Raw genomic sequence first — 26,925 nt, forward strand, 5'->3', positions numbered from 1 at the left:
CAAGTATGTGACTAGGGTTGGCGAATGTAGCCAACAACGCGACGGCGTTAAGGGCGTGCTTTAGCGGCCATAATTTCAATAATCTGCACGTCAGTATGTTTCATTGAACCCGCGGCTAAAGAACATAAATTGGCAATAGATTGGTCGACATCATCAGACACAATACCATCCGACCCTTTAACACAGCTATTATCTAATGCCATTAGCACGGCTTTATAAGCGGCACTCGCACTGGTTGACACCTTCATTGCACAACTGTTTGATGCGCCATCACAAATCATACCACTAACATCACCAATCATACTGGAAATTGCCATTGCAACGACTTCATAGCGGGATTCTAGTAACCAAGCAATGCCCGCGGCAGCTCCCATCGCCGCTGTTGTCGCAGCGCACAATGCCGATAATGCAGGAAGCTGGTTATGAATGTAGATTGCCATCAGATGGGAGAGCATCAATGCACGAGCCAGTTGTTCTTCTGAAGATTGTAGGTAATCAGCAGTCACAACAACAGGCATGGTGGCTGCAATACCTTGGTTGCCTGAGCCGGAGTTGCTCATTGCGGGTAATACGGCACCGCCCATGCGCGCATCTGAGGCGGCAGAGGTGCGGATCATAATTTCTGACATTAAGTCTTTTGAAAGCAGGCCACGGTCTCGCTGGGTTTGTAATGTTTTACCGATATGTAAGCCATAAACGTTGCGTAAGCCTTCTTGAGATAAAGCTTCGTTTAAATGTGCGGCTTCAAGAATAAAACGAATATCCTCTAAAGGTGCTTCGGTAGCAAATTGATAAACAGACTTGGCGGTGACGGGGGGCAGAGGGACATCAGCCGCACAGTCAACGGGCGATTCATGGTGAGGTTGAGCTGTTGTGGCATCAAATACGGTATGATTGTTATGAACGATTTTAACAATATTGGTATGCGACCCTGCAATGATGACGGTTGCGGATTCAGTTTGTGTGTATACCGTGGCTTCAGAGTAGATAACATCATCACAAGGGTGTTTGATATCTACAGTAATAGCTCCTTGCGCTAACATGGTTTTACTCAAAGCAATGGCATCTGCAGACGCTGATTTTAAAACTTCTAAACCTGCATCGGCATCGCCCCCAACAGCACCAAGCGCAGCTGCGATAGGTAGACCTACCATACCTGTCCCGGGGACGGTTACACCCATGCCATTTTTCATGAGGTTAGGAGAGACAAAAGCACAGACACGGATCACTTGCCCATCAAGAAATGAAGCGGCTTTAGCAGCAGCATATGCCAATGAAATTGGCTCAGTACAACCTAAGGCAGGTTTTACTTCTTGTTTTACTGCTTTGATAAAATATTGCCAAAGTAGTGGTTGTGATTGAGCATGCATGGCAAGTCCCCTTAATAAAATCTTTTTCGATTTTATTATTTTAAACAACAGTCTGGAGAAAAACTTCACTAAGTTAGGGGATTTAAAGAGAGTGAAGAGAAATATTATCTCTAATTTGAATTATAAAAATGAAAAAATTCTAATTTTGAGCCTGGTCACAAAAGTCCTGCCTATAAAATTCGGCAGGACTGAGTGATAACGGAACAGATTAGCTTTCTACATCAAGACGTTTACTTTGCCACTTACGTGAACGCCAGCGCCATGCATTCGTTAAGCCGCGTAACCATTCATCAGCAAAGAAACCTAGCCAAATACCTAAGAGACCCATCTCCATTTTTATGCCTAAGAAGTAGCCTAATGGGATAGCGACGCCCCACATAAAAATAATGGCGGTACACAGAGGAAAGCGGGCATCACCTGAGGCACGTAAGGCATTCACCATCACGATATTAATTGTTCTGCCGGGTTCTAAGAACACCGAAAGTAAGAACAATGGCAGCAATAATTCAATAATACCGTGGTCGTCCGTAATATTATTTAGGATAGGATCACGGAATAACCAAAAGGCAATAACGACACCAATTGTTACGTAAAAACCCATTTTGAGGCTTTTTACCCCGCGCCTAAAGGCATCCTCAAAGCGTTTTGCTCCAACAAGATGGCCAACCATAATTTCATTACCAATACTGATAGAGATACCGAACAGCATGATAAATAATGACAATTGGAAATAGAGTGTTTGTGCCGCAAGAGATGTTTCTCCCATGAGACCGATAAACGCAGATGCGGTCATAAAATGGAGGATCCAAACGAGGTTTTCACCGGCGGAGGGTAAGCCAATATGTAAAATTTTACCCAACATTTTTCGCGACCAGTGTATTAGCATCATTGGGACAAATTTAATCCTCAACCCATAAAACAGTAGGCAGAAGAGTAAAATAACGGCAACAATACGCCCAACGACAGTTGACCAAGCAACGCCCTCAAGGCCATATTGTGGTAACCCAAAGAAACCATAAAGAACAATGATGTTACCAAACACGGTAATCACATTAGCGATTAATGTGACCCACATTGCAGGCTGTGCTTTACCATAAACTCGCAAGCATGCGGCTAAAATAATTGAAATCGCTTCAGGAATTAAACATATCCCTAAAATACGTAAATAAGTATAACCATCAGCCATTAAATGTGATGGCATATTCATGATAGTTAGAATGCTATAGCCAAAAAATAATGCGACTAGCGCGCTAGAAAAACCAAGAATAAAGTTAAACGCGATTGAAATATGAATTGCTTGGCTGGCTTTTTCTCTGCGGCCTGCTCCTAAGTATTGGGCAATAACAACGCTACATCCCACACTTATAAAGTTAAAAATAGTAATAAATAGGTCAAACACTTGGTTTCCCACCCCCATAGCAGCAAGGTAGGCAGTAGAAACGTGGCTAACCATATAGGTATTAATTAATAATGTGGCCAAATGAAGAAAAATATCGATAAAAATTGGCCAGCTGAGCGAAAAGAGTGACCGCTCAGTCACATCAGATTGATGCATTGAGAACCTTTATATATTCATGAATGTTAGGGAAAGCTTGTTGAGTGGCTAATTCTACATGGATTTCAACAATGAAAATAGGGTTAAAATGCATCTGATTTAATTAGGCTAATGTTTTGTTTACTTTTAATTATTCTGTTAAATTTAATTTCGCTATATACCCTAAATAATTCGAGTTGCAGGTAGGCGACAAGGGAAGATAGGCGGGGAACATAGATAAACTATGTGACTCGGCGAGCTGAGCGTAGTCACTTATACCTCAACGAAAAGCGCTGCAACTTGAAGGATTACGGGTATAAATAATTTAATAAGCAACATCAGCACGGTATAGGAGTAAAAATGACAAAAATTAAAGCAGCAATAGTGGGCTACGGTAATATTGGCCGCTATGCACTAGAAGCTGTTCTGGCCGCTGAAGATTTTGAGTTAGTCGGGGTAGTTCGTCGCAATACACAAGATATTCCCGCTGAACTTTCAGCCTACAAAGTGGTTGATGATATTGAAAAACTAGGAGAAGTTGATGTTGCGCTACTCTGTTCACCTACGCGTGCAATCGGTCCATTAGCAGCAAAAATTTTAAGTTTGGGAATTAATACGGTTGATAGCTTTGACGTTCATTCAGATATTGTCGCTTTAAAACACAGCTTAGATGATATTGCGAAGCAACATAATAGCGTGGCAGTTGTTTCTGCTGGATGGGATCCTGGTTCGGATTCGATTATGCGAACTCTAATGTTAGCGATGGCACCAAAAGGGGTAACTTTTACTAATTTTGGACCAGGGATGAGTATGGGGCACAGTGTGGCTGCCAAAGCAATTGATGGCGTCAAAGATGCACTTTCTGTCACAATCCCATTAGGGACTGGGGTTCATCGCCGTATGGTTTATGTTGAATTAGAAAGTGGCGTGAATTTTGATGCAGTGACTCAAGCAATTAAAGCAGATAGCTATTTTTCTTCTGATGAAACACATATTCGTCAAGTCGATAGCATTGATGCATTAAAAGATGTTGGGCATGGTGTGCACATGACCCATAAAGGGGTTTCAGGGGCAACACATAACCAGTTATTCGAATATTCAATGCGTATTAATAATCCCGCACTCACTTCTCAGTTTATGGTTTCTGCCGCACGTGCGACCATGAAACAAGCTGCAGGTGCATATACCGTGATTGAAATTCCACCCGTGAATTTCTTACAAGGTGATTTAGATACGCTGATCGCCAAATTGGTTTAATTTCAATTTAATCTATCTGTGGCATGGCGAGTGTACGTTCATGCCATCTTGTCGATATTCCTTACACTTTATCTTATCCTGAATCCGCCATTCGGACTTTAGCCACTGTTTATTTTTTGTGTTATCAAGTAGCTTATTAGTAAAGTGATATTGATGACATGGAGTGAGGTAATGGTAAAGCCACCAAGGAATGGGAAAGATAACAACCAAGGTTTTTTCCCAAAACAATCTTCAGTAAAAAGTGTGAAGGAAACTCCGCATTCTTTCAGCATTATTCGTGCTTTTTCTAAAATAATAAATTATGGCTTTTCATTATTTTATGTCGGTTTTATTTTATCGGTATGGTTTTTTCCTGAATACTATACAGTAGAAATTATTTATAACCTGACACTGATCCTGATTTTTGAATTTATTTTAGTTCACTCAGGCGTCTTTATGGCGGTATTTCGTGATTGGCGAATATTAACGTTATTTGCCCTTTTCTATGGCCTTTTTGCTCTGGCTATTAATATGTCAGTCTTAGGGGATTCCCCATTAATTTTATATTTGTATAGTGCCACTGTCGCAAATCGAATGCTTTTTGGTTTAACCAGTCGAACAGAGCAAGAACGCTCTGAAAATATGGGCTATTCAGCGTTAATGGCACTCAATTTTATGTTCTGTATTTTCTCGGTGTTAATTTTATCTTTTCTCGTACCTTATGGCGGATTAACGCCTGAATATTTAAGGTCGATTGACTATTATTTGAGTATTTCTACGGGGGGGGAGTTTCCAGATAAACCCCATGTGGCTTTTGCCTTTGGCGTGCTCTATTTTGGTATGCCTATATTTATGGCTTGCCTAACACATTTTTTATGCAAAGGGCATTCTATTTACCAGGAAAAAGGGAAATAACTTTGTGGCTAGAAAGATAAAAAAACGCCTACCAAAGTAGGCGCCTGGTGTTGGCAAAATATAAAGTAAAAAACTAACGTGTAATTGATTTAAATTTTTGTGTGGTGGCGGTTAATGCCACTTCTGTTGGCAAACGTTCCATTGAGCTGGCACCATAGAAGCCATGGCAATCAGGGCAGTTGGCTAAAATGTATTCAGCATCTTCTGGGGTAGCTATTGGGCCACCGTGGCACAGAACAATCACATCTTCGCGTACTGCTTTTGCCGCTTTTGCCCATTCATTGATTAATGGCACACAATCTTTGAGCGTCAGTGCCGTTTCTGCGCCAATATTCCCGCCAGTCGTTAGCCCCATGTGTGGTACAATAATGTCAGCACCAGCTTGAGTCATCGCAATGGCATCTTCAGCACTAAAAACGTAAGGCGTTGTAAGTAAATCTTTTTCGTGGGCTAAACGGATCATTTCAACTTCTAACCCATAACCCATACCTGTTTCTTCTAAGTTGGCGCGGAAATTACCATCAATTAGACCGACAGTAGGGAAATTTTGCACCCCTGCAAAACCTGTTGCTTTGATATCATCAAGGAACTTATCGAATTGGCAGAATGGATCTGTTCCATTCACACCCGCAAGAACTGGCGTCTGTTTTACTACAGGTAAAACTTCTTTTGCCATATCCATAACGATTTCATTCGCATTACCATAAGCTAATAAACCTGCAAGGGAACCTCTACCCGCCATGCGGTAACGGCCTGAGTTATAGATAACAATTAAATCAATACCGCCCGCTTCTTCGCATTTCGCCGATAGTCCTGTTCCTGCGCCACCACCGATGATTGGTTCTCCCCGAGCAATCATGTCTCTAAATTTTTTTAATAAATCTGTGCGGTTATGTTTCATAATTAACCTCTATTATTTGTTCAAAATTTCCTGATGAAGCTGAATAACCTGATTACAAAACTCTGAGGAGTTAATATGATAAGGACTCAAAATAAGCTGTCTTTTCTCTGTTATTATTAAATTTGCGGTTAAAGTATCAATGAAGGCTTGGTCTGCGATAGGATCCCAAAATGGAGCACCTTCAACATCTAAAGCTGAGAAACCTGCTGTTGGAATAATAAAGCGCACTTCACCATGACAACGATTTAACTTTTCGGCAATCCAACGACCCATTTGCTGATTTTCTTCTTTGGTCGTTCTCATTAAAGTGACTTGAGCATTGTGATGATAAAACAAGCGATCTTGATAGTGTTCAGGCACAGTGGAAGGGCGACCAAAATTCACCATATCCAAGGCTCCACAAGACATCACGCAAGGGGTTTGAGTACGCTCAATAGCACCAAAGCGGTCTTCATCACATGCTAGTACGCCACCAAATAAGTAATCACACACTTCAGTGGTTGTAATGTCTAAAACAGAATGCAATAACTGGCTATCAATCAGTTTTTCCATGGCTTTACCACCACTGCCTGTTGCATGGAAGACTAGACAGTCATATTGGGCTTCTAACTGTGTTGTAAGTTGCTGGACGCATGGGGTCGTTACCCCGAACATGGTTAGGGCAATCGCGGGCTTTAAGTCGTGCGGTTGTTCTTCGCTATCAAACCAAACCGCTCCTGCAATTTGGTTGGCTGCATTTTTTAATACTTTACGGGAAATGATATTCAAACCAGACACATCAGTGACGGAGTACATCATCGAAATATCACTGGCGCCGATATAACCGGAAATATCCCCTGATGCCATCGTAGAAACCATTAATTTTGGAATACCTACAGGCAACACTTGCATGGCGGGTGTAATGAGTGCGGTTCCGCCTGACCCTCCTAAACCAAGAATAGCGGCAACATCTGTTTGTGCGGCAAGGTAAAGGCTAAAAGCGTGTGCCATGGCTTCAATGGCTTTACCGCGATCACCACAGAAAACGGCTTCAGCGCCAAGTGGATGAAAACTTGCAACGGCATGTGCGCTGATATCTGCGTTTTTATCTAATTGCGTTGGTTGTGTTGTCAGGTCAACGGTACGTACCGCCAATCCGGCGTTTTTGATTAATTCACTGACATAAAATAGTTCAGCACTTTTCGTGTCAAGCGTTGTTACAATATAAATAAAACCCGGATATTTTTTCATAGAAAAACCCTTTCAGAGTAAAACTAACGTTGAATTTTTCATCATAATGAGACTATAGTATCATTTTATTTGGTTGTAAAATGAGATTGCAGTCTCATTTTACATTTTATGGTGAAGGGCATTGGTGTCTGGATGATATATCCTATTGATAAATAGAAATAAATTCTCAATAAGAGTCTTGAATTATTTTGAATGGATGTGGAAACTTATAATATTTAAATGTAATTATTCTGTCTTTTGTTATTACTTTTAAAATCATCTTTATGGATAAATTTTTACAAATTATCAATCAAGTATGTTTACCTATTCACACTTATATGTTTTCATGAGTATTAACTCGATTTATAGTAAGTGACAGTATTTTAAGGATAAATTAATGTCTAAAACTAATTCATACTCAGAATACAAAGGGACACGAAAACGGACCTATGTATTATTGGTTACGACGGCTTTAGATTTATTTGAAAAAGGGGCAATGCCTTCTGTTTCTGAATTAGCGCTTGAAGCGGGAGTTTCTCGTGCGACAGCTTATCGTTATTTTCCGACGCAGGCCGATTTAATTACTGCAACGGTTAATGAGAGCTTAGGGCCAATTTTAACTTGGCGCCCACAAAGTGAGCAAACTGAAGATCGTATTGACGAGTTATTAACCTATGCATTTCCGCGTATGTTTGAACATGAAGGTGTTTTACGGGCCGCATTGCAAGCGTCATTGCAGCAGTGGGCTCAGGGTCGAGCTGATCCACAAAATGTTAATGATAAGCGTCTAGAACGTGGAAATCGCAAAGAAATTCTTGCGATGGTGACATCGCCAATGAAATCAGAATATCCGCAAGAAATTATAGATAAAGTGATTAGGGCCTTTTCTGTTATTTATGGTTCCGAAATATTTTTAGTATTAAAAGATATTTGGAAAATGGATGATGCCCAAGTCACTGCGTTAGCTCAATGGATGTCCAAAGCAATAATGAATCAAGCTCGTGCTGATAATATAAAACGGAAAAAATAGTTTTATGGCTACGTTATGTTAATTTTAGTTAAGAGAAATTTTTCAAACCAAGTCAAAATAATAAGATCAAAACCTAATAAATAGATAAATTCTGGTGGATACCACTAGGGTAATAAATAAATAAAAACTAAAGTCATATGACTTAAAATAATATGATATAAATTAGGACTATAAAAAGACTTAATGGTTAATACCATATGATGAAATTATTAAAAATGTTAGGTGGGATTTCCATCTGTGCCTTGATTGGTGGCGGGCTGACTTACCTCGGAGTTCCCCTTGCATTGATGTTTGGCCCAATCATTGCCATTATCATTTTTCATCGTTTTGGTGTTTCGTTTGCCATCCCTAAACATACTATTACCTTTGTTCAAGTCACGCTCGGGACCTCTGTGGGCTTGATGTTTAATCAAGTATCACTTAATGAAGCAGACAATTTATTTCTTTTACTATTGATGCTAGTTGTCTGTTTGGCTGTACAATTTTCATTTAGTTTTTTTTGGTTTTACCGCAAAGTCGGTTGGACAAAACAAGAAGCGATGCTTGGCTCTGTGCCCGGTGCTATGGCAGCTATTCTGGCATTAACTGACCATACTCATACCCCACCTCAGAAAATTGTTATTTCCCATACAATTCGCTTAATTATTCTTATTTTATTAGCAGGAATTGTTGTGGGGAGCGATGGAGATCCTCAACCGATAATAGAATTTCCAGAATTGACATTAGTTGCAACGGGATGGCTAGTGCTCATTATTGCAGTTGGGGTAATTTCAGGGGCAATATTACAGCGTTTAAAAGTCCCCGCACCTTTTATGTTAACGTCATTAGCGGCAGCAACTCTCATTCAAGGTTGGGCGGATATCCCATTAAATTTCCCGTTGATGTTGACTGAACTCAGTATGGTATTAATTGGGATGAACATTGGTAACCATTTCATTGTGTTTCCACTTTCATCGTTAATTAAAAATATATACTCTTCGGCCCAAGTTGTGGTGGTTAATATCGTGCTGACTTTTCTTATCACGGTATTTGCCTCTTGGATTACAGGCTATGATATTTCGGTACTATTGTTAGCGTGGGCTCCGGGGAGTATGGAAGCGATGACATTCGCCGCAATCACCATGAATTTAGACGCGGGCTTTGTTATGTCAAACCATATTATCAGGATGGTAATTATTCAAAGTATTCCATCGATAGCGTTGTTTTGGCAAGAAAGAAGGCAAAAAAGAAATAGTCATTTAAAGTAAAGAAAGAAAACATGCAGGCGATATTTGGCATGTTTTCTTGATAGGCTTTTTTCATCTGCTTATTTGACGTAAGCAAAGAGGCCTAGTGAATCGCGAGCAAGAGACTGGCATTTAAACTCGGTGGTGAGTGGTATCCCTTTTAGATCACTATAACTTTCTTTGTTAAGAACGGTCATTTTTTCCGCATTATAGTTACTAAGATCCCATTTGTTACTTTTCGCAAAGTAAACAATAGCACGTTCAATTTCTCTATCTGGGATTTGTGAATACCCGCAATCATATTTTAGATAAATAAAAACGGCCGTGAGATCAGCAAGATCTTCAGCTTCGTTGGTGGAAAGAGCTCTGGCAGAATTGGTTATCCCTAACAGAGTCATTAAGCATGACATCAATATAAATTTGCGCATTCGTTATTCTATCTGTTTTCTATGTCAAGTTACGTTAGCATAAGAATAGAATTGTTAGTCAACTATATTTTTCTTAAATCCATGTAATAAACCCACATTTATGGAGTGGTTTTATTGACCTTCCTGTAAGGGGAAGCTTTATCATACCGTCATTAAACCATGTTTTGCTTCGAAAGTGTAATTTGTCATAAATCACACCACAGATGATTATCGATTTGATAAATAAAAGGAAGGTTATCAATGCTACGTCGCGATTTTCTTAAATTAAGTGCTATCACATATGCTGCAAGTGCGCTGCCTATTTGGAGCCGCATCGCGGTCGCAGCGGGAAATTATCCAACATTAGCGATCCCCCCCTTATTGGAGCCTGATGCGCAAGGTAACATTCAGTTGGTTATCCAGAAGGGCGTTTCACAATTTGTTCCTGGAAAGCAAACGACAACATGGGGTTATAACGGCAATTTATTAGGCCCTGCAATTAGCTTGAAAAATGGACAGAATGTTAATATCAATATTGTTAACCAACTGGCAGAAGACACGACAGTTCATTGGCATGGTTTAGAAATTTCAGGTGAACAAGATGGCGGCCCCCAAGCAATAATCGAACCAAACGCAAGCCGAAAAGTGAATTTTACGGTAAACCAAAGTGAAGCGACATGTTGGTTCCATCCTCATACTCATGGAAAAACCGGCTATCAAGTGGCTATGGGGTTAGCAGGCCTTGTATTAATTAAAGATGATGACAGCACAAAGTATGGCTTACCAAACGATTGGGGTGTTGATGATATTCCAGTCATTTTGCAAGACAAACGCCTAAAAGATGATGGCCAAATTGATTATCAACTTGATGTGATGAGTGCCGCAGTGGGTTGGTTTGGCGATATCATGCTAACGAATGGTGCTGTTTATCCTAAACATGTTGCCCCGAAAGGTTGGATACGATTAAGGTTATTAAATGGCTGTAATGCTAGAAGCTTAAATATTTCCACCAGTGATGGACGTAAAATGTATGTCGTTGCGAGTGATGGTGGTTTATTAGCTGAGCCGATTGCGCTAACCGAATTACCTATCTTGATGGGAGAGCGTTTTGAGGTATTAATTGACGCCTCCGATGGCCGCGCATTTGATTTGGTAACGCTACCTGTCGGGCAAATGGGAATGACGATTGCACCATTTGACCAGCCTTTGCCAGTGCTGCGTATCGAAACAACGTTGACGAAAGGGGAAGGTGACTTACCATCAACACTAGCAGCCATACCCGCGATTCCTTCTCTTGCTGGCTTAAATCGCCGTCGTTTCCATTTAATGATGGATATGCGCTTAGATATGCAAGGCATGATGATGTTGCGTGAAAAATATGGCGATCAGGCGATGGGGAATATGGGCGGTCATGGTGCAATGATGGGGAATATGAACCACGGTAACATGAATGCAGGTAATATGAATCATGGAAATATGAATGGCAAAATGGGAAGTGGCGGCCATTGTGGTACAGGTTCTGATGGCTTGGATATTCATAATGCGAATACTATAAATGGGCAAGTTTTCTCAATGACGCATCCTGCATTCAACGCTCCTATGAATCAACAAGAAATTTGGGTCGTTTCAGGACGCGGTGATATGATGTTGCATCCATTCCATGTTCATGGCACGCGTTTTCGTATCCTAAAAGAAAACGGCCAAGCCGTAGAGCCTCATCGTCAAGGATGGAAAGATATTGTCAAAGTAGAAGGGCAGGTGAGTGAAATTTTAGTTGAATTTAAACACCCTGCAACACAACAGCACCCTTATATGGCTCATTGCCATCTCTTAGAGCATGAAGATACAGGGATGATGTTGGGCTTCACTGTGAGTTAACAGCCACATTTACTTTCAGAGAAAATGTAGTGTGAAATTTTAGCACTGCATTTTCCTTTATTAGTATATGCGTGCTGCCTATGATAAAATTACGCGCTTTCCATTCCCATAGATGCGTAATAGAAGATGAAACATACCCTTGAAGTGATGATCTCTGAAGAAGAGATTGCTCAGCGAATCAGCGAATTAGCCGATAAAATTAGTGCTCATTATCAAAAACTTGATGGTGAATTAGTCCTTGTTGGCTTACTAAAAGGTTCATTTATTTTTATGGCCGACTTATGCCGTAAGATTGATGTTCCCCATGAAGTCGATTTTATGACTGTTTCAAGTTACGGTAATGCGATGACATCAAGCCGTGATGTTAAAATTGTCAAAGACTTGGATGAAGATATTCGCGATAAACACGTCTTAATTGTTGAAGATATTATTGATTCAGGTAATACCTTAAATAAAGTACGTGAGATTTTCGAATTACGCGGCCCTAAATCTGTCGCTATTTGTACATTGCTGGATAAACCTTCACGTCGAGAAGTACAGGTTCCTGTTGAGTGGATTGGTTATTCTATCGAAGACAAATTTGTGGTGGGTTACGGTATTGACTACGCTCAACAATATCGCCATTTACCTTATATTGGCCATGTAACGTTACTTGAAGAATAAAACTTTAGAATAGCATGAATAAAAAGGACAGCGTAAGCTGTCCTTTTGTTTTAATATAATATTAACAACACGTTATATCTTAATTTTAATTGTTTACTCTCATTTGTTGTTAATGATAAATTTGCTTTAATTGAATTTTATTTTCTTTTTTTTAGTCAATTGAAAGGAAAGTTTTTTATATTTTAATTATGCTGATTTGGGGATTAATAAGAAAGAAGCTCTTAATTATAAGAGCTTCCAATTTATATTTTAAATTACTTTTTTTGAGTTAAAGTAGAAATGGCTTCACGGTAACACAATTCAAGTTTTTCTCGACTATCGGCAGTAATATGTAAGTCTTGTAATCGACCATTATTAATCCCATATACCCAGCCGTGGATCATCACTTTTTGGCCACGTTTCCATGCAGACTGCATGATCGTTGAATGCCCTAAGTTATAAACTTGCTCAACAACATTTAACTCACATAAACGGTTAAGACGCTCACAAGGCTTTAATTCACCCAACATAGAGCTATGTCTGTACCAAATATCTCTTATGTGTAATAGCCAGTTATTAATTAAGCCAAGTTCGGTATTATCAACCGCCGCTTCAATACCACCACAGCCATAGTGGCCGCAAATAATAATGTGCTCAACTTGTAAGACATCAACCGCATATTGAATGACTGATAAACAGTTTAGGTCAGTGTGAATGACTAAGTTGGCAACATTACGGTGCACAAAAAGGTCCCCAGGTGCCGCGTTAATGAGTTTTTCTGCAGGTACTCGGCTGTCAGAGCAGCCTATCCATAAGAATCTCGGCTTTTGTGCTTTTGATAATTCTTTGAAGAATTCGGGGTCTTGTTCATTGACTGATGCTGACCATGCTTCATTGTTAGCAAACAGCTCTTCGATTTTTCTCATCATGACTTATAGCCTAGTTGTGTTACTTTGCGATAAAATCTTATACAACATTTATTGATTAATTAATAATTAGTTATACTAATTTTAATGCCCTTATGATGAACCTGTCTTTTAGACAAGACAACCCTAAATTTATAACATATTGAATTATATTGTATAAACTAATTATCTCTTTTCTGCATAACATAGAGCAGAAAAAAGTGGCATCATGGTGATATATTGCCTTCAAACTGTTCTAAGAATAAAGGTTTTTTTTACATATGACATATGCACTTGAGTTATCGCAGTTAACCAAAACCTACCCAGGTGGTGTGAAAGCCCTGAAAGGGATTGATCTGAGCGTTGAAGACGGTGACTTTTACGCATTGTTGGGACCAAATGGCGCGGGTAAATCAACTACAATAGGGATCATTAGCTCGCTGGTAAACAAAACAAGCGGGTCTGTAAAAGTATTTGGTTATGATTTAGAAAAACAAGTTGTGCAAGCAAAGCAGCAACTTGGATTAGTGCCTCAAGAGTTTAATTTCAATCCATTTGAAACGGTATTACAAATTGTCCTTAACCAAGCCGGTTATTATGGGGTTACGCGTTCTGTTGCGGTACAACGTGCAGAGCAGTACCTAACCCAACTTGATTTATGGGAAAAGCGTGATGAGCGGGCACGTAATTTGTCCGGTGGTATGAAACGCCGTTTAATGATAGCCCGTGCATTGATGCACCAACCAAAGCTATTAATTTTGGATGAACCCACGGCGGGTGTTGATATTGAGCTTCGTCGCTCAATGTGGACATTTTTAAAGAATCTTAACGCTCAGGGGACGACAATTATTTTAACAACTCACTATTTGGAAGAGGCTGAAATGTTGTGCCGTAATATTGGCATTATTCAACATGGTGAATTAGTTGAAAATACTAGTATGAAGCAATTACTGAGCCAATTAGAATCAGAAACCTTTATTTTTGATTTAATGCCAAAAAGTCCGATCCCTCAATTATTAGGGTATGAATCTCGTTTGATAGATACTTCAACACTTGAGGTGGATGTTAAAAGAGAGCAAGGTCTAAATAGTGTCTTTAGCCAATTTAGTGAGCAAGGTGTTCAGATTTTAAGTATGCGAAATAAAGCAAACCGATTAGAAGAGTTATTTGTTAACTTAGTTAAAAGAGAAAGTAATGCAACCGAGAAGGAGATTGCAAGATGATCTCATTATATTGGGTCGCATTGAAAACCATTTGGATAAAAGAAGTCACACGGTTTGGTCGTATTTGGATACAAACACTATTACCACCGGTGATCACCATGTCACTGTATTTTGTGATTTTTGGTAACTTAATTGGTTCTAGAATTGGTGATATGGGTGGTGTGGATTATATGCAATTCATCGTCCCTGGGCTAATCATGATGGCGGTGATCACTAATTCATATTCAAATGTTTGTTCTTCTTTCTTTGGCTCTAAATTTCAGAAAAATATCGAAGAATTACTGGTTGCCCCCGTTCCGACGCATATTATTATCGCAGGTTTTGTCGGCGGTGGTGTTGCTAGAGGGATTTTAGTGGGTTTTCTTGTTACATTGGTATCGTTATTCTTTATTCCATTGCAAGTGCATTCATGGGCAATGGTAGTCATAACGTTATTGCTAACCGCAATTGTATTTTCACTTGCTGGCTTACTAAATGCTATCTTCGCAAAGACATTTGATGATATTAGTATTGTTCCAACCTTTGTCTTAACACCATTAACGTATTTAGGTGGTGTATTTTATTCACTATCGCTGTTACCACCGTTTTGGCAAGCCGTTTCTAAACTGAACCCAATTGTGTACATGATCAGCGGCTTTCGTTATGGTTTTCTGGGAATAGCCGATGTTTCTATCGCGATTACGTTAGGCGTCTTAATGATTTTCTTAGTCGTCTTTTATGCATTAACATGGTTTTTGATTGAGCAAGGTAGAGGCTTAAGAAGTTAAATTTTGGGCTGAAATTGTGTAAAAAAAAACGGCTTTTGGTACTTAGCGTAATCAAAAGCCGTTTTTTATTGAGATGTATATAAATGGCAATACTAATCAAATTGTTGGATAAATAAAATCCAACATTATGCCACTTGAACAGGGACTGCTTTTGCGATGCGACTCATTTTATTGTTTTCATCAAAATAAGCCACTTTTGGCTTATGTAGGCGCGCATCTTCATCTTCCATTTGTACATAAGAACAAATAATCAGCTTATCACCAACCGCAGCGCGGCGGGCAGCAGCACCATTAACCGAGATGATTTTTGAGCCCCGTTCGCCTGAAATTGCGTAAGTCGAAAAACGTTCGCCATTATCAACGTTGTAAATATCAATGGCCTCGTATTCAAGGATCCCAGCGGCATCCATAAAGTCCTGATCAATCGCACATGAGCCTTCGTAGTGTAAGTCTGCTTGTGTGACTGTGACGCGATGGAGTTTGCCTTGCAACATTCTTCTTAACATGTCTTCTTCGTCCTTCAAATTGCAGCGTTGTTGACTACGTGCGCTCGCCCTAGTCACATATTTATGTATGCTCCTAGGGACTCACTTACTTGTCGCCTAGCTGTGAATCAAATGAGTTTGAAAAATAAAAGTCATTCAGAGCACAGCATTTTAATTAACGCTATAAACACAGTAATTGCAATGTGTTATTTTATTTTTATAAGTGATTTATTTTTATGCAATATTACTTGGTAGGTCAACTTGTAAATTGTCAATAAGACGCGTTTGACCTAACCATGCCGCCATTAAAATAACCGCACGTTTACTGGACTCACCAAGTGGTAATAATGTATCTGCATCGCGAATAAATAGCTCATCAGGAGTAAAGCCGGCTTCTCGTAAGCTATTGTTCATCTCTTCAATAATAACTTCAGATGCATCAGGTTCAGCCACTAATTTTTCACCCGCTTGTTGCATAATTTGATACAGCTTAGGCGCTGTTTTTAGCTCTTCCGCTGACAAATTATTGTTGCGTGAGCTCAGTGCTAGACCATTCTTGGCTCTAACTGTTGGGACGCTAACAATTTGTGTATCAAATGATAAGTCAGCAACTAACTTGCGAATTAATTGTAATTGCTGGTAATCCTTCTCACCAAACAAGGCAATATCTGGCTGTACTAAGTTGAACAACTTAGTAATAACCGTTGCGACACCTTTAAAGTGCCCAGGGCGGCTTGCGCCTTCTAATATGGTCGATAACTCTGGAACTTCAACAAAAGTCTGTTTTTCCATCCCTTCTGGGTAGAATTCTTGAGGGGAAGGCGCAAAAACCAAATTGATGTCACGACGTTTTAGTTTTTCGCAATCTTCTTGCAACGTTCGTGGGTAATTGGCTAAATCAGATTGCCTATCAAATTGCATCGGGTTAACGAAGATACTGGCAATCACAACATCAGCTTGTTTTTTTGCTTGGTCAATGAGTGTTAAGTGACCATCATGTAAATTACCCATTGTTGGGACAAGTGCAATACGTTTGCCTTCTTGTTTCCAGCGGCGGATTTCACGGCGTAAGATAAGCGCCGTTTCAACGATAAGCATACGTGTGTTCCTTATAATTTCTGACATCAATTAAGAAAAAGAATGGGCTTCACTTGGGTAAATGCCATCTTCCACTTCTTGGATATACATACGAATAGCATCATGAAGGTTGCCCGCTTGAGCTAAAAAGTTTTTTGCGAATTTAGGGGCTCGTGCGGTAATACCCAGCGCATCATGCATAACAAGAATTTGTCCATCAGTCCCATTTCCCGCACCAATACCAATCACGGGCAATAGTAGCTCTTCCGTAACATGATTGGCTAAGGTGGTTGGGACACATTCAAGAACCAACAATTGGATGCCTGCATTTTCTAGTGCAATCGCATCTTTGAGTAATTGATTGGCGGTGACTTCATCACGTCCTTGGACTTTATAACCGCCAAGGACATTGACGGCTTGTGGCGTTAAACCTAGATGGCCACACACAGGAACAGAGCGTTCTCCTAGCATTCTTACCGTATCACATAACCAACTGCCACCCTCAATTTTGACCATGTTTGCGCCTGCCTGCATTAAAATAGCCGCATTGGCGCAAGCTTGTTCTGGTGTGGCGTAACTCATAAATGGCATATCTGCAATAATGAAGGCATTTGGCGCGCCTTTGCGAACGCATCGGGTGTGGTAAGCAATTTGCTCGACAGTAACGGGTAAGGTGGAGGATTCACCTTGAATCGTCATTCCAAGTGAGTCTCCAACGAGCATCACTTGGATACCTTGCTCATAAAATAATTGAGCGAAGCTTGAGTCATAGGCTGTCATAGTTGCAAATTTGTGTTTGTCTTTTTTAAACTGACATAAATCAGCCAGAGAAATTGGTTTCATTATAATAACCTCCGGAAATGATCTCCCTGCGACCATACCTCATAAGAGGTTGAACATTTCAGGCTGGAATATCCCAAAACGTTAGGCCATTTCGAGGGACTTGTGTGAGTCTTTCTGAAAGCTTTTCGCCATCAGGAAAAACAAGAGAAGGGGCGATTTCACTAAGCGGATACAACATAAATTCACGCTCTTTTAGCCCATAATGTGGAACGATCAACCGTTCAGTATTGATGATACGGTTACCAAAAAGCATGATATCGAGGTCCAGCGTTCGTGGCCCCCAACGCTCCTCTTTGCGTACACGGCCCAGCTCAAGTTCGATTTTTTGTGTATAGTTGAGGAGAACTTCGGGCTCAAGAGTTGTTTCAAGTAACACAGCCAGATTAAGAAAATCTGGCTGATTTTGCGGGCCTAGAGGCTTAGTTCGATAAACAGAAGAGGTAGAAACAACGCGGCTATTGGGTATCGCATCTAAAGCTGCAATAGCTTGCTGTGCCTGTAATAGTGGCTCACCAAGGTTACTTCCTACAGCAATATAGACTTGTTCCATTATATTCTCTCTATCTATTATGACTTATTTGACCGACGTGCCCCAGAACCGCCTTGTGATGAACGTGGACGATGGCGGCGGCGAGTGGGTGCATTGCCTAATTCCGAAATCATTTCACGCTGTTTGATATTATTTGCTTGCTGAAAATCAGTCCACCATAACGCTAGCTCTTGTAACTCGTTGCGGTGCTCGACATTAGCTCTTAATTCTAATAAATCAAACGCTGCACGGAATTTTGGGTGTTCCATTAATTTATTGGCACGACGGCCTTGGCGGCGAGGTAAGCGTAACTGCAATAACCAAATATCACGCATTGTGGTTGTAATGCGTTTTGGGATAGCAATTGAACGGCACTGCTCGTCTAGAATATCATTCATTGCCAGCGCAAAGGCGTCGTAATAGGCCAACCCACCTTCTTGAGATAACTTCTCAGCATGCTCTGTAACTGGGTACCATAACATAACAGCAAATAAAAAAGCAGGGTTAACACGCTTATCATTTTTTAGTCTGAAGTCAGTATTTTTAAGAACTTGCTCAATGATTTTTTCCATTGGCGAATCACTGTTATCTGTAAAACGGCTTGCGACAACAGGGAAAAGTTGCTCAAACAAACCATACTTTTTGAGCATTTTATAGGTAGCGTAACCTTGGCCTGCTTGGAGTAATTTGAGAGACTCTTCAAATAACCGAGCAGATGGAATTTCTCTCAATAAATGAGCAAGTTGGTAAATTGGCTCAGCGGTTTTTGGTTCGATGCTCATATTTAATTTGCAGGCAAAACGTACCGCTCTTAGCATTCTAACAGGGTCTTCACGATAGCGCGTTTCAGGATCACCAATTAGACGAATAACGCCAGCTTTGAGGTCATTCAAGCCATTGACGTAGTCACGTAAAGTGAAGTCTTCAATGTTGTAATATAGACTGTTAACGGTGAAGTCCCGACGAATCGCATCTTCTTCAATGGAGCCAAAGATGTTATCGCGCAATAGCATGCCGTTTTGTGCTTGTGCAGATAAGTTTTTGTCATCTGATGCATTTTGGTCATGGTGGCCACGGAAAGTTGCAACTTCTATGATTTCGGGGCCAAACATAATATGTGCCAGCCGAAAACGGCGACCCACTAAACGGCAGTTACGGAATAATTTGCGGATCTGTTCAGGCGTTGCGTTTGTCGTAATATCGAAGTCTTTAGGTTTTTGACCTAAAAGCAAATCACGCACACCACCACCCACTAAGTAGGCTTCAAAGCCACTTTTGTTTAAGCGATACAGCACTTTTAATGCATTGTCACTAATATCACTGCGTGAAATAGGGTGCTCGGAACGCGGGATAACAGTAATGTTTTCGTCGTTTACGGTTGTCATTGTAGGGCGCTTCTCAGGTGTTGAATCGGCACGTTGAGATTGACGAACCGTTTTTTTAATAGGGGTTGTTTTATGGGGTTGAGCTGTGTTCTGCTCTTTAGATGCGGTTTGCGCATGAGCAGAATGAGTGACTGGCCTTTTACCGGCTGCCTGTATATCTCGCGAAGGATCACGATGTTGTACTGCATCTTCAGGGGATGCGTCTGTATTGCGAGATAAAATATTACGGCAGAAATTTGCTACTCGGTTAAAAATAGTACACCTCGATGTCATTACCAATATTCATTAAACAAAATAAGCGGCTAATCATAGCTCACAGAAGTTTCTTTGAGAATGGTTAAACGAATAAAAGTCACCTCTAATTATAAACGTTACCAATAAAATTTACGTAAAATAATAGCCAGAAAAGCGTTCTCGCTATAGGCGGATACGATTAGAAGCCTTATTTTAAGCGATTTTTTGTTGTCAGTTAATTATTTAAGCTCAAACTGTAGAGCAAAAAAATAACATAATCTATTTGCGTAAAAAATTATGTGAAAGTAAATATTTATCTTATTTAAAGGTGAGTGAGAGGCGATCGTGGCCATCAACTGGCAGAAAATAGGGAGTAGGATGGGGTTGACTTGATGGTTAATGTAAATCAAAAGTCAGGAGCGGAACATGTCAGGAGTGGAACATAATAGCATGAAGCGTTTCCCTTGTAACGGCGCAGTAATATGCGCCGTTCAGGACTCCATATAGACACTAGCCTGCCATTTGCTTTTCGCGAATTTCTGCTAATGTTTTACAGTCGATACATAAATCAGCGGTAGGACGGGCTTCCAAACGACGGATACCAATTTCTACACCACATGATTCACAATAGCCAAAGTCGTCATCTTCAACTTTTTTCAGCGTTTTTTCGATTTTCTTAATCAGTTTACGTTCACGGTCCCGGTTACGTAATTCAAGGCTGAATTCTTCTTCCTGAGCGGCTCTATCAACGGGGTCTGGAAAGTTAGCTGCCTCATCTTGCATATGAGTAACAGTCCGGTCCACTTCATCTCTGAGTTGATTGCGCCATGCTTCGAGAATGAGCTTAAAATGCGCCAACTGGGCCTCGTTCATGTACTCTTCGCCAGCTTTTTCATGATAGGGTTCAACCCCAGCAATGGCGAGAATGCTTAAGGACGATGTCTTACGTTTTTGCCCTTCTTGCATAATGCTTCTCCTACACACGCAAATTTTACAAAAACCCCAAGGGGGAAAAATTAAGGTCGCTATAAATAGCAGAAGACTGCTCTCTTGGCAATCGTTCCTGCAATGAGTTTTGTAATGCTGTGAGGGCGAGCGTGTTTATTCCCTTTTTAGCGCCCAGAACTCTGCGGCCTCGTATAAAAATCGGTTAAAAAAACTTTATTTAATAGAGTTAAAGTGAATCTGCTTACTTAACACCATTTGTTGAACAGTTATATCAGCTTGATAACAAAGCACTTCAACACCACTTTGTCTCGCTGCCTCTAATAATTGCGCATATTGCTTATCAATATGAGCCGCTGCTGATGCTACGTGAATACCTGTGTGCAAAGCAACAAACAATAGTATGGCTCTTTTTCCTTCTTTCGCAATATGCATGAGCTCTCTTAAATGCTTTTGGCCTCTAAGTGTCACTGCATCAGGAAAGAATCCTTGATTATTTTCGAGTAAAGTTACTGATTTTACTTCGATAAAGCAATCTGGCAATCCATTTTGCGTTAGAAAAAAATCGATTCGACTATTTTCTGTGCCATATTTAACTTCAGGTTTTATTACACTATATTCAGATAATTCTGGAATGTGTTTTTCGGTTAATGCTTGTGCAACTAATTGGTTCGCACGAAGGGTATTAATGCAAATAAAATGGCCGTCTGCGGTTTGGGTTAACTCCCAACTATACGGGTATTTGCGTTTTGTATTATTGGAAGTCGAATACCAAATGGTATCACCAGGGGTAGCACAACCTGTCATAGCGCCTGTATTTGCACAGTGAATGGTAATTTCTTCACCGCTCGGTAAAGTGACATCAGCCAAAAAGCGCTTGTAACGCTTAATTAAAGTAGCTGGTTGTAAGGCGGGTTCAAATTCCATGGGGTCTCCGCTATCGTTGTCGGTAATATGCTTACTGGCAAAAGAGGCTAATGCTACAATGTCTAACAGTAAAAGTTAAATACATGGAGTGATAACCCCAGTGTTACCGATATTTGAAGTTTGTGAGGACATACTTACCGCATTAACCTCTTCTCCTCAAGTTTTGCTTCATGCACCGACAGGTGCTGGTAAATCAACAGGTTTACCGTTAGAAATATTAAAGAGTGGGGTTATTAACGGGCGGGTTATCATGTTAGAGCCTCGTCGCTTAGCAGCGCGCTCAGTGGCTGCTCGCCTTGCACAGCAACTCGGTGAAGAAGTTGGTCATACTATTGGTTTACGCATGCGCTCTGAAACTAAAGTTAGTCGCCACACGCGTCTTGAAGTGGTTACCGAAGGCGTACTCACTCGCTTACTGCAAAATGATCCCATGCTTGAAGGGGTTGGTTTAGTCATTTTAGATGAGTTCCATGAGCGAAATTTACAGGCAGACCTTGGTCTCGCTTTGCTAATTGATTCACAGCAAGCCTTACGTGAAGATTTACGTATTCTATTGATGTCTGCGACATTGGATAATCAAGGGCTGTCTCAGTTGTTTCCTGATGCTCCGGTTATCACGTCACAAGGGCGTACATTCCCCGTAATACGTGAATATCATCCTATTAACCCAAATAAACTCTTTCATAAAGAAGTCGCATTGGCGGCTTGGCAGTTATTGCAGCAAGAACATGGGTCTTTATTATTATTTCTTCCAGGTATGGGGGAAATCGAGAAAGTAAGAGCAGAGCTCGCTTTGATGGTTAGTGAGGACATACTTTTATGTCCTTTATACGGTGCATTATCCCTACAAGCCCAGCAACAGGCGATTCAGCTAGCACCAGAAGGAGTGCGAAAGGTCGTATTAGCCACCAATATTGCAGAAACCAGCTTGACGATTGAAGGGATCCGCCTTGTGATAGACAGTGGTTTTGAACGCGTGGGGCAATTCAATCCACGAACAGGACTAACAAAACTAGTTAAACAGCGAATTAGCCAAGCGTCGATGGCACAACGTGCAGGCCGAGCAGGCCGTTTGGAAGAAGGTGTTTGCTGGCACTTATTCAGTGAAGAGCAGGCTGAGCGTGCGGCACAATTTAGCGAGGCCGAAATTGCACAAAGTGACTTGAGCAGCTTATGGTTATCTTTATTACAATGGGGTTGTCACGATGCCGCACAGCTGAACTGGCTGACTTTACCCCCTAAACCGGCAATATCAGCGGCAAAAAATTTACTTGGCAAATTAGGTGCTATTGATGCAGCAAACAAGTTAACGCCTTTTGGGCAGCAGATGGCGGAGTTAGGCAGTTCAGTACGAACAGCGGCAATGTTATGTAAAGCACAACAAAGCCAAAATCAGTCTGTTATCCAATTAGCTGCACTGTTGGTGGCGATTATCGAGGAACCACCTCGTCAACAAGATGCGGATCTTCGCTATTGCATAGAAAGGCCAACAGAGGGGTGGTGTAAGAGAGCATCAGTGCTTTGTGAACAAAGAGTATCGAGTATCATTGGTAAGCAAGATGCACTTATTAGTGAGTGGTTACCAACGTTGCTGGCCACAGCGTTTCCTGACTACATAGCGAAATCTCGAGATAACCAACAACGCTATCAACTGGCGAATGGTTTAGGGGCGATATTGAATGAATCGGATAGATTATCCGGTTCTCCATGGTTAATCGTCGTGGCTTTATGGCAACCCGAAAATATGGCAGATGCCCGTATTTCCTTGGCTTACCCTGTAGATATTGACAGACTACAAGCAGATTGCCCATCGCTGTTTAACAAACAAGAAACGGTCGAATGGGATGAACAAAAAGGGACATTATTAGCTTGGAAACGCTTGCAATGCGGTCAATTAGTGGTGAAATCAGAACGTTTAAGCAACCCTGATAACACTGAAATTCGTTATGCGTTAGTTTATTGGTTGAAGCAAAATGGCTTGCAGCAATTAAACTGGCAGGAAAATGCTCTACAACTGTGTATCCGCTGCACGTTAGCTAAGCAGTATTTTCCTGATATTAATTTGCCTGATTTTGATGAAGCGGCACTATTGGATTCACTGGATGAATGGCTAGAGCCTTATCTTGATGGCATAACAAATAAACAAAAATTACAGCAGATTGATTTAGCCTCCTTATTGGTTAATCGATTAGATTGGCAGCAGCAACAGTGGTTAGAACGCATGTTTCCGGTAACCTATCGAGCGCCATCTTCACATGATGTAAGTATTCACTACGCATTAGATAAACCACCAGTCATAGCGATTCGTATGCAAGAAATGTACGGGGAAAAAGCGAACCCGACTGTTGCACAAGGAAAAATAACCGTAACAGTTTCTCTGTTGTCTCCTGCCATGCGGCCGTTACAGATCACGCAAGACCTTGGTGCATTTTGGCAAGGCAGCTATAAAGAGATACAAAAAGAGATGAAAGGGCGCTATCCAAAACATTTATGGCCAGATGACCCTGTAAATACTGCGCCAACGAGACAAACAAAAAAAGCGATGATGGGTGCGAAATAATCTATTTTTATGCTCTAATAGCGGGTTTCCTCATTGGCTCTATCAATGAGCCGACTGAGTAAGGAAATGTAATTAAGAGCTTTCTTTGGTGAAATCTCTGGGGTTCTAGGCCAAAATTAACCACTAAACTAACATTACTAGTGCGTTATTAAGTTATTTTGTAATGTGATATGGAGTGACCATGTCAGGTAAAGATTTTGAACCAATCGGCAGACGTAACAAAAAAACTGCTGGGAAAAAACAGTCTTCATCCCGCCGCCGCCGTAGAGACCGCGATGACTATGACGATGAAGATTTATTCGAAGATGATGATATTGACGAACAATATCTCGATGATGAAGATGAAGAAGAGCAAATGGCTAAAAAAGGCTCAAAAAATAACAAACCTCGAAAGGTAAAAAGTAAATGGCGTTGGTTTTGGCTACTAGTCAAACTGATGATCGTGTTTGCTGTTTTACTTGCGGCATATGGTTTTTATTTAAATCAACAAATTAAAGAACGCCTCGATGGTAAGGTTTGGGATTTACCCGCCGCAGTATACGGCCGAATGGTCAACCTTGAGCCGGGGATGGACTACAGCCAGGCAGAAATGGTTCGCCTACTTGAAGGTATGCAATACCGTAAGGTGAGTAAGATAACGACATCGGGCGAATTTGTGGTGCGTGGTAATAGCATCGAAATCTTACGTAGGCCGTTTAATTTCCCTGATCAAAAAGAAGGGCAAATCCTTGCGCGCATGGTGTTTGAAAATAACGCGTTGAGCAAGATTGAAAACATGGAAAACGGTCGCTCATTTGGCTTTTTCCGTTTAGACCCGAAACTGATCACGATGATGCAGTCGGCGAACAATGAGCAACGGTTAGTTTTACCGATATCTGATTTTCCTGAGTCTTTAGTTAAAATCTTACTAGAAACCGAAGATCGCAACTTTTATGAGCACGATGGCGTCAGTTTATACTCTATTGGCCGTGCTGTTGTTGCTAACTTAAGTGCAGGGCGCTCCGTTCAAGGGGGAAGTACTTTAACCCAACAGTTAGTCAAAAATCTGTTTTTGACCAATGAACGGACATTAAAGCGTAAAGCCAATGAAGCCTATATGGCGGTTTTACTGGACTACAATTACAGCAAAGAGCGTATTTTAGAGCTGTATTTAAACGAAGTCTTTTTAGGCCAAAATGGTAATGACGAAATTCGTGGTTTCCCGTTAGCGAGCCTGTATTATTTCGGTAGACCAATCAATGAGTTAAGCTTTGACCAACAGGCGTTATTAGTCGGTATGGTACAAGGGGCATCAACGTATAATCCTTGGACTAAGCCACAAAATGCGATTAAACGTCGAAACATTGTGCTGAAAATCTTGGAAACGCGTGGCGTGATTGACCAAGAAATGTATCAAGTGCTAAGCGCAAGGCCTCTCGGTGTGAAAAACAAAGAAGGGCTGGTGGCTTCTCAACCTGCCTTTATGCAAATGGTTCGTTTAGAACTCAATGAAAAATTGGGTGATAAAGTTAAAGAACTCTCTGGTGCGAAAATTTTTACCACTCTAGACCCAGTGGCTCAAACTGCGGCTGAAAATGCAGTTGAAAATGGTGTCGCTGATTTGCGTAAATCTCGTAAATTAGATGACATAGAAGGGGCAATGGTGGTAGTTGACCGCATTAATGGCGAAGTACGCGCGATGGTTGGTGGCTCTCAACCCCAATATTCAGGGTTTAACCGTGCGTTAAATGCACGGCGTAGCATTGGTTCTCTGGCAAAACCTCCGGTATATCTCGCTGCACTAAGTGAACCGGACCGTTTTCGTTTAAATACATGGTTAAAAGATGAGCCACTAACAGTAAAAGTCGGAAACCAAAACTGGAGCCCAAGAAACTACAGCCGTAATTTCAACGGCCGTATGATGTTAGTTGACGCTTTGGCAAAATCACAAAATATCCCAACGGTAAACTTAGGGCTAGAGGTTGGTTTAGACCAAGTGTTTAATACGTTTGTACGCTTAGGAGCTCCCGCGGCTGCTATGGAAAAAGTTCCTGCGATGCTATTAGGTGCAATTAACCTAACACCAGCGGAAGTTGCTCAAGTTTATCAAACCATTGGTGGTAACGGTAATCGTGCGAAATTATCGGCATTGCGTTCTGTTATTGATGGAGATGGCAATGAAATTTACCAAAGCTACCCATCAGCTGAGCGAGCAGTACCTTCCCAAGCTGCATACCTCACATTGTATGGTATGCAGCAAGTGGTTAAACAAGGTACGGGCAGAGTTTTATTGACCAAATATGCTAAGTATAATTTAGCCGGTAAAACAGGGACAACTAACGATCTACGCGATAGCTGGTATGCAGGTATTGATGGCAAAGAAGTAGCGATCGTGTGGGTTGGCCGTGATAATAACGGCCCAACACAATTAACAGGGGCGACAGGCGCACTGAAAGTGTACCAACGCTACTTAGAGAACCAAGCGCCATTAGCTCTTATCAACCGTGCACCAGAGGGCATTGTTGATATGCAAGTCACAGCTGACGGCCAATTAAGTTGCTCAAACTTCGGCGGCGGTAGAATGTTGCCGATTTGGACGGATAACCCAGAAGGGTTATGCCAAGCGTCTGAAAACGAAGCGCCAATTTGGGATCTCAATGGTAATAATGGCGAGCAGCAAGATGATGCACCGGATTGGGTTAAGGATATGTTTGGCAA

Annotated in this window: 23 protein-coding genes; 10 read left to right on the plus strand and 13 right to left on the minus strand. The window is 41.0% G+C overall.

The genetic code is table 11. The annotated features are described in order from the left end of the window. Nucleotides 1–47 precede the first annotated feature (47 nt). Nucleotides 48–1,370 (minus strand): L-cysteine desulfidase family protein, encoded by a 1,323-nt coding sequence (locus tag PR767_RS20380; protein WP_272520878.1) that lies wholly within the window; start codon nucleotides 1,368–1,370, stop codon nucleotides 48–50. 208 nt (nucleotides 1,371–1,578) lie between these two features. Further along, a complete protein-coding gene (locus tag PR767_RS20385) occupies nucleotides 1,579–2,925 on the minus strand; it encodes an MATE family efflux transporter (protein WP_004913749.1) in 1,347 nt (448 codons plus the stop codon). Nucleotides 2,926–3,264: 339 nt separating this feature from the next. Between PR767_RS20385 and PR767_RS20390 the strand changes: the two genes are divergently transcribed. Then, complete coding sequence (locus PR767_RS20390; protein ID WP_109912038.1) at nucleotides 3,265–4,161, plus strand: diaminopimelate dehydrogenase; 897 nt, start codon at nucleotides 3,265–3,267, stop codon at nucleotides 4,159–4,161. A gap of 171 nt (nucleotides 4,162–4,332) precedes the next feature. Next, nucleotides 4,333–5,055 (plus strand): hypothetical protein, encoded by a 723-nt coding sequence (locus tag PR767_RS20395; RefSeq protein ID WP_272520879.1) that lies wholly within the window; start codon nucleotides 4,333–4,335, stop codon nucleotides 5,053–5,055. Nucleotides 5,056–5,128: 73 nt separating this feature from the next. On the opposite strand, the gene PR767_RS20400 is transcribed toward PR767_RS20395, so the two are convergent. Next, nucleotides 5,129–5,956, minus strand: a complete 828-nt coding sequence (locus tag PR767_RS20400) for a phosphoenolpyruvate hydrolase family protein (protein ID WP_004913739.1) — start codon at nucleotides 5,954–5,956, stop codon at nucleotides 5,129–5,131. 12 nt (nucleotides 5,957–5,968) lie between these two features. Beyond that, nucleotides 5,969–7,186, minus strand: a complete 1,218-nt coding sequence (locus PR767_RS20405; protein WP_272520880.1) for a Tm-1-like ATP-binding domain-containing protein — start codon at nucleotides 7,184–7,186, stop codon at nucleotides 5,969–5,971. 376 nt (nucleotides 7,187–7,562) lie between these two features. Between PR767_RS20405 and PR767_RS20410 the strand changes: the two genes are divergently transcribed. Together PR767_RS20410 and PR767_RS20415 are read left to right on the plus strand one after the other, a co-directional pair. Next, nucleotides 7,563–8,195 carry a TetR/AcrR family transcriptional regulator gene (locus PR767_RS20410; protein WP_109912041.1) on the plus strand — a complete coding sequence of 211 codons (633 nt, stop codon included), beginning with the start codon at nucleotides 7,563–7,565 and terminating at the stop codon, nucleotides 8,193–8,195. A 197-nt stretch (nucleotides 8,196–8,392) separates the two neighbouring features. Continuing rightward, nucleotides 8,393–9,442, plus strand: a complete 1,050-nt coding sequence (locus PR767_RS20415; RefSeq protein ID WP_110732211.1) for an AbrB family transcriptional regulator — start codon at nucleotides 8,393–8,395, stop codon at nucleotides 9,440–9,442. A 59-nt stretch (nucleotides 9,443–9,501) separates the two neighbouring features. On the opposite strand, the gene PR767_RS20420 is transcribed toward PR767_RS20415, so the two are convergent. Continuing rightward, nucleotides 9,502–9,849, minus strand: coding sequence for a YacC family pilotin-like protein (locus PR767_RS20420; RefSeq protein ID WP_004913725.1), 348 nt, complete (start codon nucleotides 9,847–9,849; stop codon nucleotides 9,502–9,504). A 240-nt stretch (nucleotides 9,850–10,089) separates the two neighbouring features. On the opposite strand from PR767_RS20420, the gene cueO reads away from it, so the two are divergent. Next, nucleotides 10,090–11,706, plus strand: a complete 1,617-nt coding sequence (gene cueO, locus PR767_RS20425) for a multicopper oxidase CueO (RefSeq protein ID WP_272520881.1) — start codon at nucleotides 10,090–10,092, stop codon at nucleotides 11,704–11,706. A 126-nt stretch (nucleotides 11,707–11,832) separates the two neighbouring features. Further along, nucleotides 11,833–12,369, plus strand: a complete 537-nt coding sequence (hpt, locus tag PR767_RS20430) for a hypoxanthine phosphoribosyltransferase (protein ID WP_004260548.1) — start codon at nucleotides 11,833–11,835, stop codon at nucleotides 12,367–12,369. A gap of 254 nt (nucleotides 12,370–12,623) precedes the next feature. On the opposite strand, the gene can is transcribed toward hpt, so the two are convergent. Continuing rightward, complete coding sequence (gene can / locus PR767_RS20435) at nucleotides 12,624–13,277, minus strand: carbonate dehydratase (protein ID WP_042851647.1); 654 nt, start codon at nucleotides 13,275–13,277, stop codon at nucleotides 12,624–12,626. Nucleotides 13,278–13,534: 257 nt separating this feature from the next. Here can and PR767_RS20440 point away from each other — a divergent pair, with 257 nt between their 5' ends. Beyond that, nucleotides 13,535–14,476, plus strand: coding sequence for an ABC transporter ATP-binding protein (locus PR767_RS20440; RefSeq protein ID WP_004913716.1), 942 nt, complete (start codon nucleotides 13,535–13,537; stop codon nucleotides 14,474–14,476). After that, nucleotides 14,473–15,243: an ABC transporter permease gene (locus PR767_RS20445; RefSeq protein WP_004913713.1), complete on the plus strand. Its 771-nt coding sequence runs from the start codon at nucleotides 14,473–14,475 to the stop codon at nucleotides 15,241–15,243. Before PR767_RS20440 ends, PR767_RS20445 begins: the two co-directional genes overlap by 4 nt. Before the next feature lie 125 nt (nucleotides 15,244–15,368). On the opposite strand, the gene panD is transcribed toward PR767_RS20445, so the two are convergent. From panD to sfsA, 7 genes are all read right to left on the minus strand, one after another. Next, on the minus strand, nucleotides 15,369–15,749 hold the full coding sequence (gene panD / locus PR767_RS20450) for an aspartate 1-decarboxylase (protein ID WP_109912045.1): 381 nt from the start codon (nucleotides 15,747–15,749) through the stop codon (nucleotides 15,369–15,371). 213 nt (nucleotides 15,750–15,962) lie between these two features. Continuing rightward, nucleotides 15,963–16,826, minus strand: a complete 864-nt coding sequence (panC, locus tag PR767_RS20455) for a pantoate--beta-alanine ligase (protein WP_004913709.1) — start codon at nucleotides 16,824–16,826, stop codon at nucleotides 15,963–15,965. 30 nt (nucleotides 16,827–16,856) lie between these two features. Continuing rightward, nucleotides 16,857–17,648, minus strand: coding sequence for a 3-methyl-2-oxobutanoate hydroxymethyltransferase (gene panB / locus PR767_RS20460; protein WP_004913707.1), 792 nt, complete (start codon nucleotides 17,646–17,648; stop codon nucleotides 16,857–16,859). Between the two features lie 58 nt (nucleotides 17,649–17,706). Beyond that, on the minus strand, nucleotides 17,707–18,198 hold the full coding sequence (gene folK / locus PR767_RS20465) for a 2-amino-4-hydroxy-6-hydroxymethyldihydropteridine diphosphokinase (protein ID WP_004913705.1): 492 nt from the start codon (nucleotides 18,196–18,198) through the stop codon (nucleotides 17,707–17,709). A gap of 17 nt (nucleotides 18,199–18,215) precedes the next feature. Continuing rightward, complete coding sequence (gene pcnB, locus PR767_RS20470) at nucleotides 18,216–19,562, minus strand: polynucleotide adenylyltransferase PcnB (RefSeq protein WP_206608472.1); 1,347 nt, start codon at nucleotides 19,560–19,562, stop codon at nucleotides 18,216–18,218. A 744-nt stretch (nucleotides 19,563–20,306) separates the two neighbouring features. Next, complete coding sequence (dksA, locus tag PR767_RS20475) at nucleotides 20,307–20,762, minus strand: RNA polymerase-binding protein DksA (RefSeq protein WP_004260494.1); 456 nt, start codon at nucleotides 20,760–20,762, stop codon at nucleotides 20,307–20,309. Nucleotides 20,763–20,957: 195 nt separating this feature from the next. Beyond that, a complete protein-coding gene (gene sfsA, locus PR767_RS20480; RefSeq protein ID WP_004913698.1) occupies nucleotides 20,958–21,668 on the minus strand; it encodes a DNA/RNA nuclease SfsA in 711 nt (236 codons plus the stop codon). Nucleotides 21,669–21,768: 100 nt separating this feature from the next. Here sfsA and hrpB point away from each other — a divergent pair, with 100 nt between their 5' ends. Continuing rightward, nucleotides 21,769–24,228 carry an ATP-dependent helicase HrpB gene (gene hrpB / locus PR767_RS20485; protein WP_196719931.1) on the plus strand — a complete coding sequence of 820 codons (2,460 nt, stop codon included), beginning with the start codon at nucleotides 21,769–21,771 and terminating at the stop codon, nucleotides 24,226–24,228. A 181-nt stretch (nucleotides 24,229–24,409) separates the two neighbouring features. After that, nucleotides 24,410–26,925, plus strand: a 2,516-nt coding sequence (gene mrcB, locus PR767_RS20490) for a bifunctional glycosyl transferase/transpeptidase (RefSeq protein WP_196723955.1), incomplete at its 3' end; no start/stop codon positions are given.

Origin of the sequence: Providencia sp. PROV223 (assembly GCF_028479245.1) — a bacterium.
GTDB lineage: Bacteria > Pseudomonadota > Gammaproteobacteria > Enterobacterales > Enterobacteriaceae > Providencia > Providencia rettgeri.